Source organism: Shinella sp. SUS2, assembly GCF_001262505.1.
Classification (GTDB): domain Bacteria; phylum Pseudomonadota; class Alphaproteobacteria; order Rhizobiales; family Rhizobiaceae; genus Shinella.
Genome location: NZ_KQ410723.1, coordinates 379,785 through 399,310, shown reverse-complemented (window position 1 = coordinate 399,310; position 19,526 = coordinate 379,785). Strand labels below are relative to the sequence as shown.

Here is a 19,526-nt window from a genome sequence, read left to right as displayed (position 1 = left end):
CGTTGCCTGCCGTATGCCTTGTTGCCTGCGGCAGGTGGCATTGAGGTTTCATCCATGCCTTCGCTTTCCTATCTTCTGGCGCGGCTGGTGCAGATCATCCCCACCTTCCTCCTGGTGATGATCTTCATCTTCCTTCTCGTGCGCCTCCTGCCGGGCGATCCGGCCATCGCCATGGCCGAGGCCAAGGCGACCGACGCGCAGATCGAGCAGATCCGCCGCAATCTCGGCCTCGACCAGCCGTTGCCGGTGCAGTTCGGCGTGTTCGTCAAGAATACGCTGACGGGCGATCTCGGCCGCTCGATCATGCTGAAGGCGCCGGTCACCGAGGTCATCCTCGCCCGCCTGCCGACGACGATCTTCCTGGCGCTCTATTCCATCGTGCTCGCCATCTGTCTTGCCGGGCCGCTCGCCTTCCTTGCCGCCGCCCGTGCCAACGGTGCGACCGATATCGCGATCCGCAGCATCTTCCAGGTGGGCCTGTCGATGCCGGTCTTCTATATCGGCCTCCTCCTGCTGACGGTGCTCGCCGCAAAGCTCCGCCTCTTTCCGGTCGGCGGCTACGGCACGAGCTTCCTCGACAATCTCTACCACCTCATCCTGCCGGCGCTTTCCGTCGCGCTCTACACGTCGGCGGTCATCCTTCGAAACCTGCGCGCCTCGCTGATCGAGGTGCTGGATGCCGACTACGTCCAGTTCGCCCGCGCAAAGGGTCTTTCCCCGCGCATCATCATGACGCGCCATGTGCTGCGCAACGCCATGGTTTCCACCGTGACCCTGCTCGGCCTTTCCATCGGCAACCTGATGAGCGGCACGCTGGTGACCGAGACGGTCTTTGCCGTACCGGGCGTCGGCCGGCTGATGCTGGAGGCGATCTTCGCGCGCGATTATCCGCTGATCCAGGGGCTGACGCTCACCTTCGCCGTGCTCGTCTCCGTCGTCTTCCTCCTGACGGATGTCGTGCAGTCCTGGCTCGATCCGAGGCTTCGCCAGTCATGAGCACCGTCACCCTTTCCGCGGCAAGACCCTCGCGGCTCAAGGCCTTCCTTGCCCGCGCCTTCGCCAAGCCCGCCTTCGTTACCGGCTTTGCCATCCTCGTCCTGTCGCTGGCGCTCGCCCTCTTCCCCGGGGTGCTTGCGCCCTACGACCCGCTGGCCTTCGATCTCAACGCGATCCAGCAGGGGCCGAGCCTTGCCCATCCCTTCGGCACCGATAATTTCGGCCGCGACATGCTCTCGCGCGTCATCTGGGCCTATTCGGTCGATATGCAGATGGCTTTCTTCGCCACCATTTTCGCACTTCTCATCGGGGTCACCGTCGGCGCCTTCGTCGGCTATTACGGCGGTGTCGCGGACATGATCTTCGGCCGCTGTGTCGATGCCATCATCACCTTTCCCTTTCTCGTTCTGGTCATCGCCATCGTCGCCGTGCTCGGCCCCGGCCTCGTCAACATGTATGTGGCAATCACCGCCGTGAACTGGGTCTATTATGCCCGGCTGACGCGGGCGGAGATCATGGCGCAGAAGGCGAACGACTATGCCGCCGCCGGCCGCGTTCTCGGCTATTCCGATACCCGCATCATCTTCCGCCATCTTTTGCCCAACGCCATCTCCCCCGTCATCGTCTACTGGATGACCGACATGGCGCTCGCCATCCTGCTCGGCTCTTCGCTCGGCTATCTCGGCCTCGGCGCCCAGCCGCCCGCCGCCGAATGGGGCGTGCTGATTGCGGAGGGCCGCAACTTCCTGATGACCGCCTGGTGGATGAGCCTCATGCCCGGCATCGCCATCGTCGTCACCGGCCTCGGCTTCAGCCTGCTCGGCGATGCACTGGCGGACCTGCTTCGCCCGAAGGGACGCTGACATGGAAAAACCGGTCGTTCTTGCGGTGCGGAACCTGCGCACCGAATTCGGTCCCGCCGCGCATCCCCTCGTCGCCGTCGACGGTGTTTCCTTCGAGGTCCGCGAAGGCGAGATCCTCGGCCTCGTCGGCGAATCCGGCTCGGGCAAGAGCATCACGCTGCGCTCGATCCTCGGCATCGTGCAGCCCCGCGGCCGGGTCTTCGGGGAAATCCTCTGGAAGGGCCGCGATCTTGCCGCACTGGACGAGACGCGCCTGCGGGCCGTGCGCGGGCGAGAGATCGCCATGATCTTCCAGGAGCCGATGTCCTCGCTCAACCCGCTTTTGACGGTCGGCCTGCAGATCGAGGAAAACCTCGTCGCCCATACGGATCTCGACGCCCGCGCCCGTAAGGCCCACGCCGTCGAATTGCTCGACATGGTCGGTATTCCTGCCGCGCGCAGCCGGCTCGGCGACTATCCGCACGAATTTTCCGGCGGCATGCGCCAGCGGGTGATGATCGCCATCGCGCTCGCCTCCAATCCGCGCCTGCTTCTTGCCGACGAGCCGACGACGGCGCTCGACGTGACGATCCAGGACCAGATCCTTCGCCTTATCCAGTCGCTCGCCGAGGAACTCGGCATGGCGATGATCCTCGTTACCCATGACATGGCGGTGGTGGCGGAGACCTGCGACCGCGTCGCGGTCATGTATGGCGGACGGCTTTGCGAGACCGGCGAGACGGCGGCGGTGATCGGGGACGCCCGACACCCCTATACGCTCGGCCTCCTGCGCTCCATCCCGCGCGACGTGCCGCCGCGCACGCCGCTCTATTCCATTCCCGGCGCGCCGCCTGCGCTCTCCGCCATGCCGGCGGGCTGTGCCTTCACGGCGCGTTGCCCGGTCGCCGGGCCTGATTGCCGGAACGTCCGGCCCCCGCTTGCCGCGCTTTCGGGTGGGAGGCTCGTCGCCTGCCACCGGCTCCCCGAAGCCGCGGCCTTTTTCTCCGCACGGGAGGCAGCCCAATGAGCCTTGCCCCACTTCTCTCCATCCGCGATCTGTCGATGACATTCGCAAAACCCCGCTCGCTCGCCGATACCGTCGCGCGCCGGCCGCGAAAGGTCGTCTCGGCGCTGAACGGCGTCGAGCTCGATGTCATGCCCGGCGAGACGCTCGGCATCGTCGGCGAATCGGGGTGCGGCAAGTCCACGCTCGCCCGCTGCATCGCCGGTCTCAACCGGCCGACCTCGGGCGACATCCTCTTCGAGGGCGAAAGCGTCGTCGGCCTCCGGGGCGCAAAGCGGCGCGCCTACAACCGCCGTGTCCAGATGATGTTCCAGGACCCCTATACCTCGCTCAATCCCCGTATGACGGTGCGCGACACGCTGGAGGAGGCGATCACCGTACACGGCATGCGCAGCGGCGCGGCGGTCGGCCGGCGTGTCGAGGAGCTGCTGGATCTCGTGCGCCTGCCCGAGGGGGCGGCGGACAAGTACCCGCACGAGTTTTCCGGCGGCCAGCGCCAGCGCATCGGCATTGCCCGCGCGCTTTCGCTGGAGCCCACCTGCCTCGTTGCCGACGAGCTGGTCTCCGCGCTCGACGTCTCCGTCCAGGCGCAGGTCGTCAACCTTCTGATGGAGCTGCAGGATACGCTCGGCCTGACGGTGCTCTTCGTCGCGCACGACCTCCGGCTCGTCCGCCACGTCTCGCACCGCGTCGCCGTCATCTATCTCGGCGCCATCGTCGAGATCGGCCCGTCCGGTCCGCTCTTCGCCAATCCCGTGCATCCCTATTCCCGCGCGCTGCTTGCCGCCGCCCCCTCGCTCGATCCCGGAAAACGCCGGCGCAAGCCTGCCATCGCCGGCGAATTGCCATCGCCGCTCAATGTGCCGCCGGGCTGCCCCTTCCATCTGCGCTGTCCGCACGCCGGCGAGATCTGCCGGCGTGAGAAGCCGGCGCTCCGGCCGGCCGGTGCGGGCCTTGCGGCCTGCCACTTCGCGGACGCGCTGCCGGGCACCTGAAATCCCTCTCCGTTGCAATCCAAGGACACTGCCATGACCCCGAAAACCCGGCCGCAGACCGCCGGCCCCGTCGCCGCCCTTCGCGCAAGACTCGCGGAGGAAGGGCTCGACGGCTATGTCGTTCCGCGCTTCGACGAGCACCAGGGCGAATATTGCGCCGCCCATGACAATCGCCTTGCCCATGTCACCGGCTTTTCCGGCTCGGCGGGCGTTGCCATCGTCATGCGCGACCGCGCGGCGATCTTCGTGGATGGTCGCTATCAGGTGCAGGTGCGCGAGGAGATCGACCAGGACCTGTTCTCCATCGAGCATTTTTACGATGCGCCGTTGAAGGACTGGCTGGCGAAGAACCTGCGCTCCGGCGAGCGCGTCGGTTTCAACGCCATGCTGTTGCCCTCCACCTGGGATGCGGATTGCCGTATCTCCGTCGAGGCCGCGGGCGGCCACTGGGTGCCGGTCTCGGGCGATCTCGTCGATGCGATCTGGGCCGACCAGCCGGAACGTCCGCTCGGCAAGATCATGGCCTTTCCGCTTTCCCATGCCGGTGAGGCGGTGGCTGAGAAGAAGGGGCGCATCGCCGCCATGCTGGCGAAGGAGGGCGCGGACTTCCTCGTCGAAACCCAGCCGGACAACATTGCCTGGTTCCTCAACGTGCGCGGCAGCGATGTCGCCTTCAATCCCATGCCGCAGTCCTTCCTGATCTTCGACCGGGCGGGCACGGCCGAATGGCTGGTCGATCACCGCAAGCTGCCGAACGATCTTGCCGATTTCGAGCTCGATGGCGTGACCATGGCTGCGCCGGAAACGTTGATCGAGCGCGCTCGCGCCGCTGCGCCCGGCCGCACCCTGCTGCTCGATCCGGCCTTCGCGCCATCGGCCGTCGCCCATGCGGTGCGGTCGGCAGGCGGCACGGTGCGGCTTGCCCGCAGCCCCGTCACGCTTGCCAAGATGGTCAAGAACCCGGTCGAGCTTGCCGGCTTCCGCGACTGCCACCGCCTCGACGGCGCGGCCTGGATCCGCTTCTTCGCCTGGCTGGAACGGCACGCAGCCGAACGTGAAGCGGGCGGCCGGCCGATAACCGAGCTGGAGGCGGAAGAGCGCATCCTCGCCTTCCGGCAGATGTCCGAGATCTTCGTCGAGCCGAGCTTCCGCTCCATCTCGGCGGCCGCCGGCCATGCCGCCATGTGCCACTATGCGGCGAGCGCCGCGAGCAACGCGCCGATCTCCGCCAAGAGTGTCTATCTGCTCGATTCCGGCGGCCAGTATCTTTCCGGCACGACAGACGCCACGCGCACCACCGCATTCGCGCCTGTCGGCGAGGATGTCCGGCGCAGCTACACCGCCGTGCTGAAGGGTTTCATCTCGATGATGTCATTGAAATTCCCCGTCGGCACCTGCGGTCATCAGGTCGATGCTTTTGCCCGGCGCCCGCTCTGGGATCTCGGTCTCGACTACGACCATGGGACCGGCCACGGTGTCGGCCATTTCCTTTCGGTTCACGAGCAGCCACAGCGCTTCGACCGCCGCATCAACGAGATCGTGCTCGCCCCCGGCATGGTGACGACGATCGAGCCCGGCTACTACAAGGCCGGCGAATACGGCATCCGCATCGAAAACCAGGTGGAAGTCGTCGCCGATACGGACGGTTTCCTTCGTTTCCGGACGCTGACGCTGGTGCCGATCGATCTGCGCCTTGCCGATCTCGGCAGCCTGACGGAGGCCGAGCGCCATTGGCTCGATGTCTACCACGCCGAGGTCGCCGCGGCGATGGATGGCTTGCTGGAGCCGGAGGTCGCCGACTGGCTGGCGGCCCGTACAACGCCCATTATGGCCGGCTAAGGATTTTATCTGCCACGCATCATCGGCCGGCTCGTAGATGGGCTGGCCGATTCCCTTTGACGGTCCGAGGAAAGAGAGATAATCACAAAGTCATCTGATGACTTTGTGATTGAATCCATGCGCGCCCTCAGCAAGACCAATCTCGCCGACACCGCCGTCGAGGCGATCCGTACCGAAATCCTGGAGCATCGCTGGACGGTGGGCGAGAAGCTGCCGAACGAAGCGGCGCTCTCGGCCATGCTCTCCGTCAGCCGCGGCACGGTGCGCGAGGCCGTGCGCGTGCTCGTCTCGCAGGGTTATCTCGAAACCCGGCAGGGCTCCGGCACCTACGTGCTCTCGACGGCCGATACCGTGCGCCCGCTCGGTATGGCCCGGCGCGCGGGGCTACGCGACCAGTTCGAGGCGCGGCTGGCGCTGGATGCGGAGGCCGCGCGGCTTGCGGCGCTGCGCCACACGCCGGCCGTCATTGCGGGACTTCGGGCCCTGCTGGCCGCCCGTGGCGACTACGGCAGTGGTGACAAGGCCGGTTTCATTGCGCGCGATTTCGCCTTCCATCAGGCCGTGGTCGCCGCCTCGCAGAACGTGGTGCTGATCGGCATGTACGATTTCTTCTCGACGCTGATTGCTGAAACCATCGATGCGACCCTTGGCCAGGAGTTGCCGGAACCCGACATGGCCGCGCATGTCGCCATCGTCGATGCCATCGAGAGCGGCAGTCCGGACGCTGCCGATGCCGCCGTCCGCCGCTTCATGGCACCCGTCCTTTCCGCCCTCGACCGGTTGCTGATGTCATGACCTATCTTGCCAAGAACGATCCCGGCTCGATCGACCTGATCGATGCCGAAGCCGACAGCGTGCCGACGCCCGAGCCGCAGCGTCCGAAGGCCGCCGTCACGCGCTTCCTGCTCGGCGCCAGCCTCGTGCTCATCGCCTTCAACCTGCGGCCGGTCTTTTCCAGCGCTTCGGCGCTGTTGCCGGAAATCCGTGACACGCTCGGCCTTTCGGCTACGGGTGCCAGCCTCCTGACGACGCTGCCGGTCGTCTGCCTCGGCCTGTTCTCGCCGCTGGCGCCGCGCCTTGCCCAGCGCATCGGCACGGAGCGCACGCTGCTCCTCGTCGTCTTCCTGCTGGCGCTCGGCACGGCGCTGCGCGGCCTCTCCTCGATTCCGCTGCTCTTCCTCGGCACGGCGCTTGCCGGTGCCTGCATCGCAGTCGGCAACGTGCTGCTGCCGGGCCTCGTCAAGCGCGATTTTCCCGACAAGGCGGCGCTGATGACCGGCTGGTACACGATGGCGCTCTGCGCCGGCGCGGCGAGCGCTGCCGGCCTGACCTTGCCGATCGAGCACGCGCTGGGCGGTTCGCTCGACGGGGCACTTGCGGTCTGGGCGCTGCCGGCGCTCATCGTCGGCTTCCTGTGGCTGCCGCAGGTGCTGGCGACGCGCTCGCAAGTCAAACGCTCGGGCTTCCGGGTCGAGGGGCTGTGGCGCGACAGGCTCGCCTGGCAGGTCACCCTCTTCATGGGGCTGCAATCGGCGCTCGCCTATTGTGTGTTCGGCTGGCTGGTGCCGATCCTGCGCGAGCGCGGGCTCGATGGCGTCACCGCCGGGGCCATCGTGTCCGTCTCCGTCATGGTGCAGGCCGCGTCCTGCCTCGTCGCGCCACATATCGCCGTGCGCGGCAAGGATCAGCGGCTGATCAACGTCGTGCTTTGCGGCTTCGCCGTCGTCGCCCTTCTCGGCCTGCTTTTCGCGCCGCTGTCCACGGTCTGGGTCTGGGCGGTGCTGCAGGGCATCGGGCAGGGCGGGCTGATCGCGGTGGCGCTCACCGTCATCGTGTTGCGCACGCGCGATCCGCATGTGGCGGCGCATCTGTCCGGCATGGCGCAATGCGTCGGCTATCTGCTTGCCGCCATCGGCCCACTGGTCGTCGGCCTCATCCGCAGCTGGACCGGCAGCTTTGCCTGGAGTGCCGTGCTCTTCGTGCTGCTCGGCCTCGGCGCGGCGGTCAACGGCTGGTTTGCCGGCCGGGCGCTCTATGTCAATGCACGCACGGTGGAAACGCCCGCCTGAGGCGCGGGGCGCACGATGCCGGTTTCCGTCACGATCAGGTCCATCGGAATGTCGTGCAGCTGCGGATAGATCGTTGGAAGTCGTGCCGCGCTGTAGCCGAGACCGATGACGCGCGGCCGTGCCGGCATGGCCGCCAGTGTCCGGTCGAAGAAGCCGCCACCATAGCCGAGCCGGTAGCAGGCGGCATCGTAGCCGACGACGGGCGAAAGCACGATATCGGGCAGGACGCGGTTCTGCTCGGCCGGTATCGGGATGTTCCAGACGCCACGGGAAAGCGGATCGCCCGCCTGCCAGAGATGGAATTCCAGCGGCCTCGCCTTCTCGACGACGACGGGTAGCGCCGTGCGCCCGCCGCGTCTTGCGACCTCGGCAAGCAGCGGCCGCAGGTCCGGCTCGCCGCGGAAGGGCCAGTAGGCGCTGACGATGCGTCCCCCGACATCGCCGATCTCGGCGAGAATGCCTTCAGCGATGGCTTCGCCCTGTTGCGCGCGCCGCTCGGCCGGCACGGCGAGGCGCTCGGCGATCAGGCGTTCGCGTTCGTTTCGGCGCCAGCGATTGACGTCCGTCCAGGCCTGCCGGTCGAGCGGGCCGGGCAGGCCCATATAGGTCGGGTCGACTTCGTGCATGAAGCAGGCCGGCGAGGCGAAAGTCGCGGGAATGTCGTCATCGGCCTCCATCGTGCCCTCCCTTTCGACAGTGTAGAGTGTGCGCGGGCGATTGCGAATGAAAACGCGTCAGCAACCTGAAAAGCCGGCCTCGAGCCCTGTGAGCAGGTCATCGACATGTTCGAGCCCGACGGAAAGCCTGAGCAGCCCGTCGCCGATGCCCGCCTTGCCGCGCGCCTCCACGCCCATGTCGACATGGGTCATGGTGGCGGGGTGGGCGACGAGGCTTTCGACGCCGCCGAGCGATTCGGCAAAGGTGAAGCAGCGCACCCTCTTCACGAAGGCCCGTACCGCCGGGACGCCGCCGGCAAGCTCGAAGCTCATCATCGCGCCGAACCCCTGCTGCTGGCGGGCGGCGAGCGCATGGTCGGGATGGTCGGCAAGGCCCGGATAGTGCACCCGGGAAACGGCAGGATGCGCGCAAAGCCGCTCGGCGATCGCCATGGCGTTGCGCTCCTGCCCGGCCATGCGGGCAAAGAGGGTCCGCAGTCCGCGCAGCGTCAGCCAGGAATCGAAGGGCGCGGCCGTCGCGCCGGTTACGTTGGCCCAGTGCTTCAGGGCGCGGGCATCCCCCGCATCGGCGGCGATCACCGCCCCGGCAATGACGTCCGAATGACCGTTGAGGAACTTCGTCGTCGAATGCAGCACATAGTCGGCGCCGAGCGACAGCGGTTTTTGCAGGGCGGGCGAGAGGAAGGTGTTATCGACGGCGACGTGCGCACCGGCGGCCTTCGCCAGCGCGGAGAGGGCGGCGATATCCACCACCCGCATCAGCGGGTTGCTCGGGCTCTCGATCAGCACCAGCGCCGGATGGTCCCAGAGCATCACCTTGAAGGCGTTGAGATCCGACTGGTCGACCAGCCGCAGCGAGAGGTGGCCGAGCGCGGCGCGCGCCTTGAGCAGGCGCATCGTGCCGCCGTAGCAGTCGTGCGGCGCAAGGACCAGGCTGCCGGCGGGAAGTCGCCCGACGAGAAGATCGACGGCGGCCATGCCGCTCGGCGCCATCACCGCGCCGGCTCCGCCCTCCAGCTTGCTGATCGCATCCGCCAGCAGATCGCGCGTCGGATTGCCGACGCGGCCGTAGTCATAGGCGCGCGGGGTGTCGAAATCCGCAAACTCGTAGGTGGTGGAAAGGTAGAGCGGCGGTGCCACCGCGCCGAAGGCGGTATCGCTTGCCACCCCATGCGCCGCGGCAATGGTTTCCGGTTGAACTTCGATCGCCGTTCGCTCGGGCATCGATGCCTGCTCCTCGTGTTACGAGAAGAAAATGGCCGGCCCACCGGTCTCTGACAAATGAATTCTCTTGCAGTCAGCCAGCAACAATTTTGCAGTCATTGCCGGGCGGTGCGGAACCTTAGATCCCGCTCTGCAAAATGTCGGCAAGCACGGCCGCATGGTTGAATTCACGGTTGCGCGAGCCGTAAAGCAGCGTGACCGTGCCAGCCGCAACGCGCTCGCGCAGATCCTCCAGCGCCGGGTTGCCCTGCAGTTCCTCCCGGTAGCGCGCCTGGAATTCCGGCCAGCGCTCCGGCTTGTGATCGAACCATTTGCGCAGCGCCGTGGAGGGCGCCACATCCTTCATCCAGAGGTCGAAACCGGCCTTTTCCTTGGAAAGGCCGCGCGGCCAGAGCCGGTCGACGAGGATGCGTGTCCCGTCCGTGGGTTCGGGGTCGTCATAGATGCGTTTGGTCTCCACCGGCATGGGTTTTGCCTCCCTGGCCACTGCCAATCGTACATTTGAGATCAGAAAGCAGCCCGTCCTTCAAGCCGTAGACCCAGCCGTGGATGGAAACCGCGTGGCCGGCCTGCCAGGCCGTCTGGAGGGTGGGCGTGCGGGCCAGCCGCTCCACCTGCGCAGCGACCGAGGCCTCGCAGAGCCGGTCGAGGTCGGCATCGCTCCAGGGCGCACATTCCCGGCATTCGAAACGCCGGTCCGCCACATCGCGGATCGGTTGAAGCCAATGGTCGATCAGGCCGAAACGCTCGCCGCTGACGGCAGCGCGGATGCCGCCACAGCCATAGTGCCCGCAGATGATGATGTGCTTCACCCCAAGCTGGTGCACGGCATATTCGACCACGGAGAGCATGTTGAGGTCGGCCGGATGGATGAGGTTGGCGACGTTGCGGTGCACGAAGACCTCGCCCGGTTCCAGCCCGGCGATCACATTGGCCGGCACGCGGCTGTCGGAACAGCCGATCCACAGATAGTCCGGCTGCTGAAGGTTGGCGAGGCGGTCGAAATAATCGGCCTTCTCAGCCTTGCGCTCGGCGGACCAGACTTTGTTCCTGGCGAAAAGGTCCTCGATCATGACGTGGCTCCGGCTTGTGGGGATGGTGCGTTCTCCGCCCGGACCTGACTTCTGTCAAACCGGCAGACCGTCGCAGGGGCGGCGTTCGGCCGCGCCGTCGTGGCCCGGCTTGACTTTCTCCGCGCCCTCAAGCCATCATGGTGGCATGACCACGACGCAATCCATCGCCCGGTTCTTGAAACGGTTGTTTCCTCTCGCAGGACACTAGCCCCTCGGCTCGGTCGCGTCGCGCCCCGGCCGTGGGGCAATAGCGATTTCGTTTCTGCACGAAAACCGCACCGGAAAGCGCGACATTCCCCCCTAGATCTTCGACTTTCCGCGTGCCCGCCGGGCCGCGAAGACCCGTGCCGCGAGGTTTCCATGACCGCCAAGACCAAGGCCATCCGCCCGCCTGCCATCACCATTGCCCGCTCCGAACATGCGCGCCTGTCGAACCTTGCCGACATGCTGGCCGAGCGCGACCCGCATGCGGCCGAACAGCTTGCCGCCGAGCTCGACCGCGCTAAAGTCGTCGATGACGCCCGCATGGCGCCCGGCATCATTCGCATGGGCTCGGTTGCCGAGTTCCGTATCGACGATGAACCGCCGCAGACCGCCGAGCTGGTCTTTCCGAAGGACGCCGATATTTCCCGCCATCGCATTTCCGTGCTGACGCCGGTCGGTGCTGCTTTGCTCGGCCTTTCGGCCGGCCAGTCGATCGAATGGGCGGCACGCGACGGAAAGGTGCGGCGCCTCAGCATCATCGCCGTGCATGTCGCGGTGCCGGATGCGGCCGAGGCCTCCTGAGGATATTCTGCCTTGAAATTCCTGTCCTTCCTCCAGTCCGGGCGCATCGGAGGCTGCCTCGTCGCAGGATCGTGACCCCCTGTGCCGCGGCTGCGGCCAGGGGGCTTCTCCACCACGGGTTTTCAAGCCGCGCGCTCGCGCAGGCAGGATGGAGAATGGTTATGGGACGGAATCCCGCTATGCTCACGGCAAGAGATGGATATGTGCTGGAAAAGATGCTGCGCGACTGGCCGCCGCTGACGGAGGAATGGCTGGTGCTGTTGAACCGCAAGCTGGCAAGCGGGTGCCTGCCTGCCGGCGGGTGCATCCCCCCCGATCTCGCGATGATCGATGCGCGGGTGACGTTCCGCTGCGAAAGCGGGCTCACCGATACCCGAACGCTGTGTCTGCCGGGCACCTACGCGCCGGGCAGCGCCTTCCTGCCGATCACGACCTTCTATGGCCTTGCCCTGCTTGGCCTGCGCGAAGGCCAGGCGATGACCTTCGACCGGCCGGAAGGCCGGCGCGACTGGATCGTCCTGGAAAAGGTGCTGTTCCAGCCGGCAGCCGGTGGCCTCGCGCCAGAGGCGCCGGCAGAGGCGGTCCGATCGCCCTTCCGGGTTATCGCCGGCGGCCTTGCCGACCGCGCCTTCACGCCCGCCAACGAAAACGGCCCCGGACAGGGTCCGGGGCCGTCGGCTGCCTGAGATTCAGCGAGAGGTGATCAGATCACGCCCTGCGCGCGCATGGCTTCGGCGACGCGCGTGAAGCCGGCAATGTTGGCGCCGAGCACATAGTTGCCCTTGGCGCCATATTCTTCCGCCGTTTCGGCGCAGCGGTCGTGGATGCCCTGCATGATCTGGCCGAGGCGCTCGCGGGCCGTCTCGAAGCTCCAGCTGTCACGGCTGGCATTCTGCTGCATTTCCAGTGCCGAGGTGGCAACGCCGCCGGCATTCGCCGCCTTGCCGGGGCCGAAGAGCACGCCCGATTCCTGGAACGCCCGCACGGCTTCCGGCGTCGAGGGCATGTTGGCGCCCTCGGCGACGGCGATGACGCCGTTCTTGATCAGCGTCTTTGCGTCCTTGCCGGACAGTTCGTTCTGCGTGGCGCAGGGCAACGCCACGTCGCAGGGCACGTCCCAGATCGAGCCCTTGCCGGCCGGGATGAAATGCACGCCGGTCGTCTTGGCGCGGGCATATTCCGACAGGCGTTCGCGGCGCACTTCCTTGATTTCCTTGACCAGTGCGAGGTCGATGCCTTCCTCGTCGAGAATGTAGCCGCTGCTGTCCGAGCAGGCGACGACCTTGGCGCCATATTTGATGGCCTGCTCCATGGCGTAGATCGCCACATTGCCCGAGCCCGAGACGGTGACCCGCTTGCCTTCGAAATCGGTACCCTTGGTGGAGAGCATGGCGCGGGTGAAATAGACCGCGCCGTAACCGGTCGCCTCCTTGCGCACCAGCGAGCCGCCGTAGCTCAGGCCCTTGCCGGTGAAGACGCCGGCCTCGAAGCGGTTGGTCAGGCGCTTGTACTGACCGAACATCCAGCCGATCTCGCGGCCGCTGACGCCGATATCGCCTGCCGGCACGTCGGTGTGCTCGCCGAGATGGCGGTAGAGTTCCGTCATGAAGGACTGGCAGAAGCGCATGATCTCGCCGTCCGAGCGGCCCTTCGGGTCGAAGTCCGAGCCGCCCTTGCCGCCACCGATGGGCAGGCCCGTCAGCGCGTTCTTGAAGATCTGCTCGAAGCCGAGGAACTTGATGATGCCGAGATTGACGGAGGGATGGAAGCGCAGGCCTCCCTTGTAGGGTCCCAGCGCCGAATTGAACTGCACGCGGAAGCCGCGGTTGATCTGTACCTGACCCTTGTCGTCGACCCACGGTACGCGGAAGATGATCTGGCGCTCCGGCTCGCAGATGCGCTCGATCAGCGCGTCCGTCAGGTAGCCGGGATGTTTGGAGACGACGAGCCCGAGGCTTTCCAGGACCTCGCGCACAGCCTGGTGGAATTCCGGTTCGGCAGGATTGCGCTGCAGTACCTGGGCAAGGATCGGTTCAAGCTTTTCGTCGACGGTCGCCATGGCGACACTCCTTTCGTCTCGGTCTCACATTTCTTGGAAGGGCCGCCGGTCTGGCGCCGGCAGGCCCGATTGACATCGTCCGGGCATGGTCAGATGCCCTGCCCGTGGCCGCCCATCAGGCCCGTGGGACCGGTCTGGGAGAGGCTTTTCGCGAGTGTGGCCAGAAGATCTGTCTGGGAAATGATACCCACCACATGGCGCTCGTCGTCCACGACGACGACGGCATGGATGGAGCCGTCCGTCAGCCGCGGCAGCAGGCCGATGGCCGGATCGGACGGGCGGGCGGTCGCCGCCTCGGAAATGGGCAGATGGGCGTCCGGCGCCGTGGCGGCCAGTTCCCGCAGCCCCACGGTGCCGAGAAGCCGCCGGTCGGCGTCGAGCACGGGCAGCGTGCGGATGTCGTGGTCGAGCAGGAGGCCGCGGGCCTCGTCGGCCGTGGCATCACGGGTCACCGTCACCACATCGCGCGACATGATGTCGGCGGCGCTCAACTCGCCGCGCTGGCGCAACAAGGCCTGCAGCTCGACCTGACGCAGCAGCGTGTCGATGTCGGCACGGCTGACATCCAGCGTCTCGTTGAGGTTGGCGATCGCCGTATCGATATCCTCGCTGTTGAAGCCGACGCGGAAGGCGGCGGGCGGATCGGCGGTCTTGTGCGTGTTGACGGGCGCAATCGTCTGGCGGTGTGGATATTGCCGCCCGGCCAGCCGGTGGAAGATCATGCCGAGGGCTACGAGGATCAAAGAGTTGATCGCGATCGGCACGAGCGGAAACCAGAAGCCCGACCGGCTGACCGCCGCCCCGCCGATAACGGCGGTCAGCGCGGCCGCTCCGCCCGGCGGGTGCAGCGAGCGGGTCAGCGACATGGCGAGGATCGCCAATGCCACGGCAAGGCCGATGGCGATGGCCGGATCCCTGACCAGTGTGGTCACGGTGACGCCGACAAAGGCGGAAATCGTGTTGCCGCCGACGATCGACCAGGGTTGGGCGAGGGGGCTGGCAGGCACGGCGAAGAGCAGAACCGCGGAGGCGCCGATGGGCGCGACGATCAGGGGCAGATGTGGGTCCTGGCCCATCACGAAGCCGCAGACGAGGCCGGTGAGGCAGATGCCGACCAGGGCTCCAACGCAACCGATCAGGCGCTCCTTGAGGGTGGCGCCGGCAAGAATCGGTGCGAACAGCCGAAATTTGGACAGGTTGCCCGGTTTTTGGGCATCGTGTTGAGGCGGGGCCACGATGATCCTGATCTTAAAAAGGCAGATGATTATTTTGCAGGCTTATGTGCCTATCGCGCGCATGACGCAAGGGCGCAACCGGAAGATTCTGTTTTGCCGGAAAGGAAGCGAAACGGCGCCGGGTGCGAGCAACAAAAAAGCCCGGCAGAGCCGGGCTTTTTGCATGTTCCGGAAAATCCGGAATGGGAATTTGGTGCCCAGAAGAGGACTCGAACCTCCACACCCTTTCGAGTACCAGCACCTGAAGCTGGCGCGTCTACCAATTCCGCCATCTGGGCGACGGAGAGGCATGTAGAAGGACCGCTCGCTGGTGTCAACAGGCTTTTTGAAGTTTTCGCAACAGCTTGGCAAAAACTGTCTTTTCCACAAATGGCCTCGACGGTTTCGTGGAGAACATCCGGACAGGCGAAATGCTCAGTGGTTCGTGCCCCAGGCGGAGATCCGTTCCAGCCCGGCTGCAAGCAGCCGCGCGGCGGCGGCTTCGCTCTCCGCTTCGACATAGCAGCGCATTTCCGGCGCGTTGCCGGAGGGGCGGAAGTGGATGACGCTGCCGTCCTCCAAAGTGACGCGCAGCCCGTCGATGTCGCTTACCGCTGCCGGCACGCCGATCGGCGCGAGGAAGGCAGCAAGTGGGCCGGCACCCGCGCGCAGTTCCGCCATCAGGGCGGCGCTGGCCTCCACCGGCATGTTTTCCAGCCGGTCGCTGGCCGCGGCCGGCAGGGCAAAGCCGGCGGCGATTTCGGAGAGCGGCCGGCTTTGCCCTGCCGCGAGGGCGAGCACGGCGAGAACCGGCATCAGGCTGTCGCGGGTGGGCAGAGCGCTGAGCATGTGGCCGTTCACGGCAAAGGGCGTTGCCGTCAGCGTGCCGCCATTGGCCTCGAAGCCGGCGACAGCGGCTTTCCCGGCCAGGACCGCCTCGTTCATGGCGGCGATCACGAAGGGCGAGCCGACCCGGGTGCGCAGCACCGTGCCGGAAACTGCGGCCTCGATTCCAGAATTGGAGGTGACCGGTGTCGCGACGGCAGTCGCGCCGAGGAAGCGACAGGCGATGAGGCCGACGAGGTCGCCGCGCAGCGGCGTTCCGGTCTCGTCGGTGACAAGCGGCCGGTCGCCATCGCCATCTGCGGAAATGATGGCGGAGAGCCCGTGCTCCCCCGCCCAGCCTTGCAGGAGTCCGATCGTCTCGGCGGAGACCGCCTCCGTGTCGACGGGAATGAAGTTCTCCGACCGGCCGAGCGCGACGACGTCCGCGCCATAATGGGCAAGCACCGAAACGAAGAGATCGCGTGCGACCGTCGAATGCTGGTAGACCCCGATGCGAAGGCCGGCAAGCGCCTGCTCGGGCAGCAGCGTGCGGTTGCGTGCGGTGTAGAGGGCCATCGCGGCCTCATGAAGATCGTCGGCGGTCTCCCTTGCGGCGTCGAAGGTGAGCCCCTCGGCGCGAATCGTTTCGGCGGCCGCGGTGATGGCGGCCTCGTCCGCCTTGTCGATCTCGCCGTCCGGCCGGTAGAACTTGATGCCGTTGCGGTCGGCGGGAATGTGGGAGCCCGTCACCATCAGGCAGGCCGCCTTGCGGGCAAGGCCGAGCAGGGCGAGCGCCGGTGTCGGTAGCGTGCCGCAGTCGCGCGGGGAGAAGCCGGCCTTGCGGAGGGCGGCGATGGCGATGGCCGAGATTGCGGGGCTGGAGGCGCGGAAATCACGGCCGATCAGGATCTCGTCGCCCTGCCGGGCGATTCCGGCGGCCAGAAGGTGGCGGGCAAAGGCGGTGGCATAAAGTGCTGTGGCCGGCCCTTCGAGATCCGCGGAAAGGCCGCGCAGGCCGCTGGTTCCGAATTTCAGGCTCATGCAGTCACCTCATGTCTTCTTGCGGTCCGATCCTGCGGAGGACGCGACATGAATAAAACAAAATGCGTGAACGTAATGCAAAGCAGGGACGTGTCAGGGAAAAATCCCGCCAGAACAGTGAGGATCACATGTCGAAGATTCGAAATCTTGTTTTCGGTTGCGCGATGGGGATTGCCTCCGCGATCGCGCCCATTGGGGCGGCGCAGGCCGTTCCGCTTGCCGTGCCGGACATGAAGGTGGAGACGAAAAGCGACGTCACCAAGGCACAGGTGGAGTTCTGCTATGGCGACGGCTGCGACCGCCGTTACTATCGCCGCCACTATGAGCCCGATTACGGCGGTTACGAGCGCCGTTACTATCGGCCGCGCTATGAACGACCACGCTACGAGCGGCCGCGCTACTATGGCGGGCGCCGGGCGCATGTGAACTGGTGCGCCAACCGCTATCGCACCTACGACCCCTATACCAACCGTTACCATGCCGGCGGCGGTGTCTACCGTCTGTGCTACTCGCCTTATCGCTGAGCACGGCGGGGATCGTCACAAGGACGGCGGGCTTCGGCCCGCCGTTTTCGTTTCAGCCCTGACCGCTGTTCGTGGCACGGTCCGTGTGGCCAAGGTCACGGCCCGGCTCGATAATGTCGCGCACGCGCTGTTTCAGCTCCTTCGGCCCGGGAAAGCCGCCATCGCGCTTGCGCTCCCAGACCAGGGCCTCGCCGACGCGGATCTCGAAATTGCCGCCGGTGCCGGGAATGAGCGCCACCTCGCCGAGTCCATCGGAAAAGGTCGAAAGCAGCTCCTGCGCCATCCAGCCGGCGCGCAGCAGCCAGTTGCACTGGGTACAGTAGAGAATGGAAACGCGCGGCTTTTCCCCGGTCATGGTCACCTCCTGATCGATGCGAAAAGCATATAGCAGCGGCGTCCTCTTGGCACGCGCCCACTCGCGGTCCCCTCACAGAATTGTCAACTCAATTTATCATGTTTTGTTGGCGGACATCTTGTCGCAGCCGGATTCCTGGAGGAGACGTGGTGCACCGCAACAGATCAACCGGAGACCCTATGACAGAGCTTGCCACCACCCGCTCCCGCCTTATCATTCCCTCGCTCGGCAGCATCTATGCCGCGCTCGGCGAAAGCGCGGAAACGATCCTGCGCGTTGCCGCCGGCGTGCTTCTCGTGACGCACGGCTATGGAAAGATCCTCAATCCCTTCGGTGCCAGCGGCATGGTGGAAAGCCTCGGCTTTTATCCCGGCGCCTTCTGGTCGCCGCTGCTCGCCGCGACTGAATTCTTCGGTGGAATCCTGATCGCGATCGGCCTGTTCACACGTCCTGCCGCCTTCGCGGCAATGATCGTGCTCGCTGTCACCGTCTACTTCCACGGCATCGTGCAGGCCGAGGGCCTGATGGGTGCGGAAAAATCGATCCTCTGGACGCTGATCATGTTCTATTTCGTGATCCGCGGGGCCAACGCCCATTCGGTCGATGCCAAGCTTGGCCGTCAGTTCTGATCCGTCTCCTGTGATGGTTGCGGCCTCGGCCGCAGCCGTTTCCTGACATTGACGACCAGCGTTTCGGCGTCATGCGGCTTCATGACGACGGGAATGACCTCAAAACCCTCGACGCCATCGCGATGGATGTCACCGACGGTCGTGAAGAGCAGCGGAACGCCCTTGGCAACGAGCCGTTCGATACGCTCCGTGATCAGCGTGGCATCCAGCGGTATGTCGAGCAGGCAGAGGTCGACATCGGCCAGCGCCGTCGTATCCCACTGGTCGAGCTGTTCCGGCCGCAGAAGGGTGGTCCGGCAGTTCAATGCCGCCTTGATCAGATATTCCGCGTCGAGCGCAATCAGGAATTCGCGTTCGGCGATCAAGATGTGCGGAAGTGAATGGTTCATGGCGCCGCACTCCTCGTCCATGTGAAACCGCCGGAGGGGCGGTTCGGGAGGCGGACTTTGGGCTTGCCCCCCGGGAGTGTCATTTAAAAAAGACATAGCACCCGTGCGATGGAACAACGGCGCGCGCGCCGCGTTTTCCGGGCCAGCCCGCGGGTTTGGGCAGGATCAAACGCGGCGGAGGCGTAATGTCGGGTGGTACGGCGGTCAATCAGCAATCCAGATGGCGCACGCCCTGTCAGCAATGTCCCCTGCGCGCTCTTTCGACTTTCCGGGACTTTTCGGCAAAGGAGCTGGACTTTGTCTCGCAATTCAAGAGCGGCGAGCTTTCCAGCGAGCGCGGCGCCACTATCCTCGTCGAGGGCATGCACAGCGCCCATCTCTTCACCGTGCTTTCAGGCTGGGCCTTCCGCTACAAGCTTTTGCCGGACGGACGCCGGCAGATCATGAACTATCTCCTGCCCGGCGATCTCATCGGCCTGCAGGGAAGCCTGATGGGCGAGATGGATCATTCCGTCGAGGCGCTGACGCCGGTGACGCTCTGCGTCTTCGAGCGCTCCAAGCTGGAGCGATTGTTCGAGCGTCACGCGTCACTCGCCTATGATCTCACCTGGATCGCGGCGCATGAGGAGCGCATCCTCGACGAGCATTTGCTCAGCATCGGCCGTCGCTCGGCGCTTGAGCGCACGGCCTATCTGCTCTCCTTCATCCACCAGCGCGCCCATTCTGCCGGCGTCAACGGCGGGCGGCGGGTCATTCCGATCACCCAGCAGCATGTCGCCGATACGCTCGGGCTCTCGCTCGTTCACACCAACAAGACGTTGCGCAAGCTCGCCGACCGTAAACTGATGCGCTGGCAGGACAAGGGCTGCGAAATCCTTGACGGCGACGGTCTTCTGGCGCTGGCCGGCTGGGAGGGACTGAACAAGCAGGCCCGCCCCTTCATCTGATCTTTTTGACCGGTGCGG

General features: G+C 65.9%; 21 protein-coding genes and 1 tRNA gene. 12 read left to right on the top strand and 10 right to left on the bottom strand.

Annotation, left to right across the window (positions count from 1 at the left end):
- Positions 1-54: 54 nt before the first annotated feature.
- The 7 genes from AKG11_RS01925 to AKG11_RS01895 all read left to right on the top strand — a co-directional run bounded on the left by AKG11_RS01925 (position 55) and on the right by AKG11_RS01895 (position 7,765).
- Positions 55-996, top strand: coding sequence for an ABC transporter permease (locus AKG11_RS01925; RefSeq protein ID WP_050742753.1), 942 nt, complete (start codon positions 55-57; stop codon positions 994-996).
- Positions 993-1,859: an ABC transporter permease gene (locus AKG11_RS01920; RefSeq protein WP_050742752.1), complete on the top strand. Its 867-nt coding sequence runs from the start codon at positions 993-995 to the stop codon at positions 1,857-1,859. The genes AKG11_RS01925 and AKG11_RS01920 overlap by 4 nt, the downstream gene beginning before the upstream one ends.
- Before the next feature lies 1 nt (position 1,860).
- Positions 1,861-2,865: an ABC transporter ATP-binding protein gene (locus AKG11_RS01915; RefSeq protein ID WP_245290113.1), complete on the top strand. Its 1,005-nt coding sequence runs from the start codon at positions 1,861-1,863 to the stop codon at positions 2,863-2,865.
- Positions 2,862-3,857 carry an ABC transporter ATP-binding protein gene (locus AKG11_RS01910; RefSeq protein ID WP_050742750.1) on the top strand — a complete coding sequence of 332 codons (996 nt, stop codon included), beginning with the start codon at positions 2,862-2,864 and terminating at the stop codon, positions 3,855-3,857. The genes AKG11_RS01915 and AKG11_RS01910 overlap by 4 nt, the downstream gene beginning before the upstream one ends.
- Before the next feature lie 33 nt (positions 3,858-3,890).
- Positions 3,891-5,696 (top strand): aminopeptidase P family protein, encoded by a 1,806-nt coding sequence (locus AKG11_RS01905; RefSeq protein ID WP_050742749.1) that lies wholly within the window; start codon positions 3,891-3,893, stop codon positions 5,694-5,696.
- A gap of 117 nt (positions 5,697-5,813) precedes the next feature.
- Positions 5,814-6,491, top strand: coding sequence for a FadR/GntR family transcriptional regulator (locus AKG11_RS01900; RefSeq protein ID WP_050742824.1), 678 nt, complete (start codon positions 5,814-5,816; stop codon positions 6,489-6,491).
- Entirely contained in the window at positions 6,488-7,765 is a 1,278-nt protein-coding gene (locus AKG11_RS01895) for a CynX/NimT family MFS transporter (RefSeq protein ID WP_050742748.1), read from the top strand. The genes AKG11_RS01900 and AKG11_RS01895 overlap by 4 nt, the downstream gene beginning before the upstream one ends.
- On the opposite strand, the gene AKG11_RS01890 is transcribed toward AKG11_RS01895, so the two are convergent.
- The 4 genes from AKG11_RS01890 to AKG11_RS01875 form a co-directional block, all read right to left on the bottom strand.
- Entirely contained in the window at positions 7,729-8,442 is a 714-nt protein-coding gene (locus AKG11_RS01890; protein ID WP_050742747.1) for a 5-formyltetrahydrofolate cyclo-ligase, read from the bottom strand. The two genes, AKG11_RS01895 and AKG11_RS01890, sit on opposite strands and share 37 nt — an antisense overlap.
- A 57-nt stretch (positions 8,443-8,499) precedes the next feature.
- Positions 8,500-9,666, bottom strand: coding sequence for a cystathionine gamma-synthase (metB, locus tag AKG11_RS01885; protein ID WP_050742746.1), 1,167 nt, complete (start codon positions 9,664-9,666; stop codon positions 8,500-8,502).
- A 118-nt stretch (positions 9,667-9,784) separates the two neighbouring features.
- Complete coding sequence (locus AKG11_RS01880) at positions 9,785-10,132, bottom strand: DUF488 domain-containing protein (protein WP_050742745.1); 348 nt, start codon at positions 10,130-10,132, stop codon at positions 9,785-9,787.
- Complete coding sequence (locus AKG11_RS01875) at positions 10,104-10,739, bottom strand: carbonic anhydrase (RefSeq protein ID WP_050742744.1); 636 nt, start codon at positions 10,737-10,739, stop codon at positions 10,104-10,106. Before AKG11_RS01875 ends, AKG11_RS01880 begins: the two co-directional genes overlap by 29 nt.
- 360 nt (positions 10,740-11,099) lie before the next feature.
- Here AKG11_RS01875 and rnk point away from each other — a divergent pair, with 360 nt between their 5' ends.
- Positions 11,100-11,525 carry a nucleoside diphosphate kinase regulator gene (rnk, locus tag AKG11_RS01870; RefSeq protein ID WP_023513088.1) on the top strand — a complete coding sequence of 142 codons (426 nt, stop codon included), beginning with the start codon at positions 11,100-11,102 and terminating at the stop codon, positions 11,523-11,525.
- A 179-nt stretch (positions 11,526-11,704) separates the two neighbouring features.
- Positions 11,705-12,211, top strand: coding sequence for a GreA/GreB family elongation factor (locus AKG11_RS01865; RefSeq protein ID WP_050742743.1), 507 nt, complete (start codon positions 11,705-11,707; stop codon positions 12,209-12,211).
- A 17-nt stretch (positions 12,212-12,228) separates the two neighbouring features.
- Here the strand turns inward: AKG11_RS01865 and gdhA are convergent, their stop codons facing one another.
- The 4 genes from gdhA to AKG11_RS01845 form a co-directional block, all read right to left on the bottom strand.
- Positions 12,229-13,584 (bottom strand): NADP-specific glutamate dehydrogenase, encoded by a 1,356-nt coding sequence (gdhA, locus tag AKG11_RS01860; protein WP_023514799.1) that lies wholly within the window; start codon positions 13,582-13,584, stop codon positions 12,229-12,231.
- An 89-nt stretch (positions 13,585-13,673) separates the two neighbouring features.
- Positions 13,674-14,825 carry an HPP family protein gene (locus tag AKG11_RS01855; RefSeq protein ID WP_082342305.1) on the bottom strand — a complete coding sequence of 384 codons (1,152 nt, stop codon included), beginning with the start codon at positions 14,823-14,825 and terminating at the stop codon, positions 13,674-13,676.
- Positions 14,826-15,010: 185 nt separating this feature from the next.
- Positions 15,011-15,097: transfer RNA gene (locus tag AKG11_RS01850), tRNA-Leu, on the bottom strand.
- Between the two features lie 136 nt (positions 15,098-15,233).
- The gene (locus AKG11_RS01845; protein ID WP_050742742.1) at positions 15,234-16,664 is read right to left on the bottom strand and encodes a phosphohexomutase domain-containing protein; all 1,431 of its coding nucleotides are present in this window, start codon (positions 16,662-16,664) and stop codon (positions 15,234-15,236) included.
- Positions 16,665-16,792: 128 nt separating this feature from the next.
- Here AKG11_RS01845 and AKG11_RS01840 point away from each other — a divergent pair, with 128 nt between their 5' ends.
- Complete coding sequence (locus AKG11_RS01840) at positions 16,793-17,188, top strand: BA14K family protein (RefSeq protein ID WP_050742741.1); 396 nt, start codon at positions 16,793-16,795, stop codon at positions 17,186-17,188.
- Between the two features lie 52 nt (positions 17,189-17,240).
- On the opposite strand, the gene AKG11_RS01835 is transcribed toward AKG11_RS01840, so the two are convergent.
- Positions 17,241-17,543 (bottom strand): Rdx family protein, encoded by a 303-nt coding sequence (locus AKG11_RS01835; protein ID WP_023513981.1) that lies wholly within the window; start codon positions 17,541-17,543, stop codon positions 17,241-17,243.
- Positions 17,544-17,722: 179 nt separating this feature from the next.
- On the opposite strand from AKG11_RS01835, the gene AKG11_RS01830 reads away from it, so the two are divergent.
- On the top strand, positions 17,723-18,172 hold the full coding sequence (locus AKG11_RS01830) for a DoxX family protein (RefSeq protein ID WP_024270055.1): 450 nt from the start codon (positions 17,723-17,725) through the stop codon (positions 18,170-18,172).
- On the opposite strand, the gene AKG11_RS01825 is transcribed toward AKG11_RS01830, so the two are convergent.
- Positions 18,163-18,561 carry a response regulator gene (locus tag AKG11_RS01825; protein WP_024270056.1) on the bottom strand — a complete coding sequence of 133 codons (399 nt, stop codon included), beginning with the start codon at positions 18,559-18,561 and terminating at the stop codon, positions 18,163-18,165. The genes AKG11_RS01830 and AKG11_RS01825 overlap by 10 nt on opposite strands.
- Positions 18,562-18,746: 185 nt before the next feature.
- On the opposite strand from AKG11_RS01825, the gene AKG11_RS01820 reads away from it, so the two are divergent.
- On the top strand, positions 18,747-19,508 hold the full coding sequence (locus AKG11_RS01820) for a Crp/Fnr family transcriptional regulator (RefSeq protein ID WP_050742740.1): 762 nt from the start codon (positions 18,747-18,749) through the stop codon (positions 19,506-19,508).
- Positions 19,509-19,526 lie beyond the last annotated feature (18 nt).

Bases quoted from the DNA above. Each gene is read 5' to 3' on its own strand.
- AKG11_RS01910 (WP_050742750.1), top strand. From the start codon at position 2,862: ATGAGCCTTGCCCCACTTCTCTCCATCCGCGATCTGTCGATGACATTC.
- AKG11_RS01895 (WP_050742748.1), top strand. From the start codon at position 6,488: ATGACCTATCTTGCCAAGAACGATCCCGGCTCGATCGACCTGATCGAT.
- rnk (WP_023513088.1), top strand. From the start codon at position 11,100: ATGACCGCCAAGACCAAGGCCATCCGCCCGCCTGCCATCACCATTGCC.
- AKG11_RS01880 (WP_050742745.1), bottom strand. From the start codon at position 10,132: ATGCCGGTGGAGACCAAACGCATCTATGACGACCCCGAACCCACGGAC.
- AKG11_RS01845 (WP_050742742.1), bottom strand. From the start codon at position 16,664: ATGAGCCTGAAATTCGGAACCAGCGGCCTGCGCGGCCTTTCCGCGGAT.
- metB (WP_050742746.1), bottom strand. From the start codon at position 9,666: ATGCCCGAGCGAACGGCGATCGAAGTTCAACCGGAAACCATTGCCGCG.
- AKG11_RS01925 (WP_050742753.1), top strand. From the start codon at position 55: ATGCCTTCGCTTTCCTATCTTCTGGCGCGGCTGGTGCAGATCATCCCC.
- AKG11_RS01915 (WP_245290113.1), top strand. From the start codon at position 1,861: ATGGAAAAACCGGTCGTTCTTGCGGTGCGGAACCTGCGCACCGAATTC.
- AKG11_RS01920 (WP_050742752.1), top strand. From the start codon at position 993: ATGAGCACCGTCACCCTTTCCGCGGCAAGACCCTCGCGGCTCAAGGCC.
- AKG11_RS01890 (WP_050742747.1), bottom strand. From the start codon at position 8,442: ATGGAGGCCGATGACGACATTCCCGCGACTTTCGCCTCGCCGGCCTGC.
- AKG11_RS01840 (WP_050742741.1), top strand. From the start codon at position 16,793: ATGTCGAAGATTCGAAATCTTGTTTTCGGTTGCGCGATGGGGATTGCC.
- AKG11_RS01820 (WP_050742740.1), top strand. From the start codon at position 18,747: ATGTCGGGTGGTACGGCGGTCAATCAGCAATCCAGATGGCGCACGCCC.
- AKG11_RS01875 (WP_050742744.1), bottom strand. From the start codon at position 10,739: ATGATCGAGGACCTTTTCGCCAGGAACAAAGTCTGGTCCGCCGAGCGC.
- AKG11_RS01830 (WP_024270055.1), top strand. From the start codon at position 17,723: ATGACAGAGCTTGCCACCACCCGCTCCCGCCTTATCATTCCCTCGCTC.
- AKG11_RS01900 (WP_050742824.1), top strand. From the start codon at position 5,814: ATGCGCGCCCTCAGCAAGACCAATCTCGCCGACACCGCCGTCGAGGCG.
- AKG11_RS01835 (WP_023513981.1), bottom strand. From the start codon at position 17,543: ATGACCGGGGAAAAGCCGCGCGTTTCCATTCTCTACTGTACCCAGTGC.
- AKG11_RS01825 (WP_024270056.1), bottom strand. From the start codon at position 18,561: ATGAACCATTCACTTCCGCACATCTTGATCGCCGAACGCGAATTCCTG.
- AKG11_RS01865 (WP_050742743.1), top strand. From the start codon at position 11,705: ATGCTCACGGCAAGAGATGGATATGTGCTGGAAAAGATGCTGCGCGAC.
- AKG11_RS01905 (WP_050742749.1), top strand. From the start codon at position 3,891: ATGACCCCGAAAACCCGGCCGCAGACCGCCGGCCCCGTCGCCGCCCTT.
- gdhA (WP_023514799.1), bottom strand. From the start codon at position 13,584: ATGGCGACCGTCGACGAAAAGCTTGAACCGATCCTTGCCCAGGTACTG.